5 protein-coding genes, 1 rRNA gene and 1 pseudogene are annotated in these 4,151 nt (G+C 41.6%); 1 reads left to right on the plus strand and 6 read right to left on the minus strand.

The window, feature by feature from the left end; genetic code table 11:
• Positions 1–102, minus strand: a 23S ribosomal RNA gene (locus FNZ24_RS21070); the annotation flags it as partial.
• Positions 103–189: 87 nt separating this feature from the next.
• On the opposite strand from FNZ24_RS21070, the gene FNZ24_RS21075 reads away from it, so the two are divergent.
• Entirely contained in the window at positions 190–459 is a 270-nt protein-coding gene (locus FNZ24_RS21075) for a hypothetical protein (protein ID WP_153916753.1), read from the plus strand.
• A 215-nt stretch (positions 460–674) separates the two neighbouring features.
• On the opposite strand, the gene tatC is transcribed toward FNZ24_RS21075, so the two are convergent.
• From tatC to FNZ24_RS21540, 5 genes and pseudogenes are all read right to left on the minus strand, one after another.
• Positions 675–1,433 (minus strand): twin-arginine translocase subunit TatC, encoded by a 759-nt coding sequence (gene tatC / locus FNZ24_RS21080; protein WP_153916756.1) that lies wholly within the window; start codon positions 1,431–1,433, stop codon positions 675–677.
• Between the two features lie 10 nt (positions 1,434–1,443).
• Entirely contained in the window at positions 1,444–1,842 is a 399-nt protein-coding gene (gene tatB / locus FNZ24_RS21085; RefSeq protein WP_153916758.1) for a Sec-independent protein translocase protein TatB, read from the minus strand.
• 6 nt (positions 1,843–1,848) lie between these two features.
• Positions 1,849–2,088: a Sec-independent protein translocase subunit TatA gene (gene tatA, locus FNZ24_RS21090; protein ID WP_102526388.1), complete on the minus strand. Its 240-nt coding sequence runs from the start codon at positions 2,086–2,088 to the stop codon at positions 1,849–1,851.
• Positions 2,089–2,189: 101 nt separating this feature from the next.
• A complete protein-coding gene (gene ubiB, locus FNZ24_RS21095; RefSeq protein ID WP_153916759.1) occupies positions 2,190–3,839 on the minus strand; it encodes a ubiquinone biosynthesis regulatory protein kinase UbiB in 1,650 nt (549 codons plus the stop codon).
• Positions 3,836–4,151: pseudogene (locus tag FNZ24_RS21540) on the minus strand (sterol-binding protein); the annotation flags it as partial. The pseudogene FNZ24_RS21540 and the gene ubiB, both read right to left, overlap by 4 nt.

Below are 4,151 nucleotides of genomic sequence, written 5' to 3' on the forward strand. Positions count from 1 at the left end.
GCCACAAGTCATCCGCTAATTTTTCAACATTAGTCGGTTCGGTCCTCCAGTTGATGTTACTCAACCTTCAACCTGCCCATGGCTAGATCACTCGGTTTCGGGACTTTAAGCTTGTATCGTGAGGTACTAATCTGTTTCCATGTTTGATCGTTAGATAGTTTAACGATTAACGCGCCGTAAGGGTCTTTTGTGATTGAGCTGACTTCTGCGTATAAACGAACATCATCCTCATCTTCTGAAACTTGTTTTAAGCCAAAAGTCTCTTCATCCTTCTTTGCTGTGTTTTTCAATCCAAACTCTTGCTCAGCAGTGCTACTTGTTTGGGGTGAAGAAACACTTGCAACAGCAGGAGTTTCAGAAACTGAGGTGCTCGCTGCAACGGCTGTGGTTGCAACGGCAGTAGCTTCTGTAGAAGTCTTAGCTTCAGTTGATGTTGTAGGAACTGCAGCTGGAAGCTGAGTAGGCGCTGCGGTATTAACTTTAGCCGCCAATGCGTCGTAACACATTAGGCGGTCTAATTTATCTGTGTGGCTAGCACAATCAGCGAGTTGTTGCTCAACAGAGGCGTGAGCTTGAGTTGTAAGTGCCAAAGCAAACGTGGCAACCAAGGTTAAACGCATAACAGAATCCTTCTTTATTATTGTTTTACTAGTCCATGAGTAACAAATGCAGTATTAACTGTCGGTACGTTCGCTCTCAGACTCTTCGCTATCTGTATCATCTTTGGGAGTATATAGCTTGGCTGCTAATAACCCACCTTCAAATAATATTAACATAGGAATTGCTAACATTGTTTGAGAAATAATATCAGGTGGCGTTAGCATCATGCCAACGACAAATGCACCAACGACAATATATGGTCGCTTTTGCTTAAGTTCTTCTGGTGTAGTGACACCAGCCCAGCACATTAGCACTACAGCAACTGGAATTTCAAAGGCTAAACCGAAAGCGAAAAATAGCTTAAGAATGAAACTTAAGTAGCTACTGATATCGGTTGCCACTGTAACGCCTTCTGGAGCAACACTGGTGAAGAAACCAAATACGACAGGGAATACTATGTAATAAGCAAACAGAATGCCTGAATAAAACAGTAAGGTACTGCTAACAAGTAGCGGAGTAACTAGACGTTTTTCATGCTTATATAAGCCGGGAGCAACAAATGACCAAGCTTGATATAAGACATAAGGTATTGCCAAAAAGAATGACAAAACTAACGTCAATTTGAATGGGGCGAAAAATGGCGCAGCTACATCAGTCGCAATCATACTGCTTGTTTCAGGCAGTGACTGCATTAATGGAATCGCCATGTAATGGTAAATATCATTTGCCCAGTAAACTAAACAGATAAAAACCAGCAAAACACTGCCGATAGCTCTGAGTAATTTATTACGCAATTCAAGCAAATGACTAATGAGAGGTAGCTGTTGTGACATTGATTACCCGCTAGCTTTTGGTATTTGAACTGGTAGAGTCAGGTGCTTGCTCAGCCGTTGGTGTGGTGCTTTCAGTAGGTTTTGCGGCTGGCGCATCCTTTTTAACGTCTTCTACTTGGTAGGGACGATTCACTGACTGCGCAGCATCCTTTAGCTGATCAATAGACTCTTGTAATTCAGGAGATAGGTTAGACAAACCTTTGCTTTCTGCTTTTTTCAAGTCAGCATGAAGCTCTTCGATTTTAAGCTCTTGCTCTAATTCGTCTTTAACAGAGTTTGCCATTCGCTTTAATGAGCGAATCCACCCAGAGATTGAACGTACTGCACCTGGAAGTCTTTCGGGGCCGAGAACCACTAGCCCCAAAATTCCAATCAGCAGTAGCTCCATAAAGCCAATACCGTCGAACATAATGAATTACGCCTGTTCTTTGTCCTTTGACTCGGACTTTTGTTCAGTTGCCTGTTGAGAGGTTTTCGCAGTGCTATCTTTATCTTCTAAAGACTTTTTCTCTTCATCTTCAGGGTTCATGGCGTTTTTGAAGCCCTTAACAGCGCCACCTAAATCACCACCTAAAGAACGTAACTTTTTAGTTCCGAATAACAAAACAACAATTAACGCAACGATAAGAAGCTGCCAAATACTGATGCCGCCCATGAACATTTCCTCTATAAGAATAAAAACGTGATATTAATAAAGTTTAAAATTATAAGCCTTATTACATCGAGTATTATGAACCTCTAATGAATAAGTGCTAGTTAAAATTTGCGATTCTTTGGTCTGGATCTCCATCCTGTGAGCCAAAGCACTATACCTGAAGCGATACAAATATAAGAAGGCCATAGTGTAGCGTCTTGATTTAATAATAGTGTGCCACAGATCAACAATACGGCAGATGTTATTAACAAGTAATTACTCTTATGAGCTTTATGTTGAAACTTCAAATACTTATCTAACATCTGCTGCTGAGTTCCCAACAATTTACGGCCAACTTTTAAGTTGTCATAGATAAGTTCTGGAAATTCAGGGAGTTTTTCAGCCCAATAGGGTGTTTTCATTTTCACTTTATCGAAAATCGCTTTCGGGCCCACTTGTTCAGACATCCACTGCTCTAAAAATGGCTTAGCGGTAGACCACAAATCTAGTTGTGGATAAAGCTGGCGGCCTAAACCTTCGATATAGAGCAAGGTTTTTTCAAGTAGAACTAATTGCGGTTGCACGACGATATCAAACTGTCTTGCGGTTCTAAACAGCTCTAACAGTACGTGGCCAAATGAAATTTCATCTAGAGGTTTATTGAACATAGGCTCGCAAACCACTTTTACTGCTTGCTCAAAGGCCAACACGTCAGTGTTTTCAGAGACCCAACCTGATTCAATGTAAAGCTGAGCAATACGTTGATAGTCACGGTTAAAGAAGGCTAAAAAGTTTTCTGCTAAATAACGTTTATCGACATCACTTAAGGTGCCCATAATGCCGCAATCCATACCGATATAAAAAGGGTTGTCTGGGTGTTCGCGGCTAATGAAAATGTTGCCGGGGTGCATGTCTGCATGGAAAAAGTTATCACGAAACACTTGGGTGAAAAATAGCTCAACACCACGTTCGGCAAGTAACTTTAAATTAGTACCTTGGGCTTTAAGTGCTTCAACATCGGAAACAGGAATACCATACACACGCTCCATGACCATTAGTCTAGGGTAACAGTAGTCTTCATAGACATAAGGGACGTAAAGCGCGTCAGAGTCTAAAAAGTTATTACGCAATTTAATGGCATTGAGCGCTTCTAAATTTAAGTTAAGTTCGCCTAAAATCGTGGTGCGGTAGTCATCAATGACTTCAGCAGGACGTAAACGGTTTCCTTCACCCAATAACTTTTCAAGTATATCCGCAGCTTGGCACATAAGCTGTAAATCAGCGCTCACTTGTGCCTCTACATTCGGTCGCAGTACTTTAAGCACTACTTCAGCGCCGTTCTCTTTAAGATTGGCTGTATGAACCTGAGAAATAGATGCCGAGGCAAGTGGGGTGTCGTCAAAGTTATCGAAGAGGCTTTCAATAGGTGCTTTAAGTTCGGCTTCTATTGCTTCTCTTGCTAACGCTGAATCAAAGGGTGGCACTCTGTCTTGCAGCATTGCAAGCTCATTAGCCCATTCATCATTGAGTAAGTCACGGCGGGTCGATAGCATTTGCCCAAGCTTAATATATACCGGCCCTAAATCTTGCATGGCTAGCTTTAAGCACTCTGCGGCAGATTTTTCTTTGTGTTGATTACGAAGCCAGAAAAAACAACTACGGACTAATGTGAAGTACCAGGGCGTTTTATTTTTGAATAAAAGCTCATCTAAGCCGTAATGTAGTACAGTTTTGATGACTTGATAACCGCGTCTGATACTGGCAATTGTCATGGGGTAATTTTTTCTCTTAATGATGCAATTCTGGTTTCAATGGCAGTTGTGTTTTCTGCTAACTCTTCCAGATTATCACGAAAATGAATGAATTCTATTTGATGAGGTGCAAGTCGGTACTCTTCAGTGGTTAATTGCCCCACATGAGAACGCGATTTTTCGAAGACCTGCTTGGCTGTTTGCGCTAACTGTTTTGTACCCGAAACCAACATGTGAGTGGGAGCATCACCGATATATTTTGAGATCGGCTCAGCAAAGTCCAATTCAATGTGGCGTAAGTAGTGACTGAAGCTTTGTAGCAAGTTGATCGGA

Origin of the sequence: Shewanella sp. TC10 (assembly GCF_009663145.1) — a bacterium.
Lineage (GTDB): Bacteria > Pseudomonadota > Gammaproteobacteria > Enterobacterales > Shewanellaceae > Shewanella.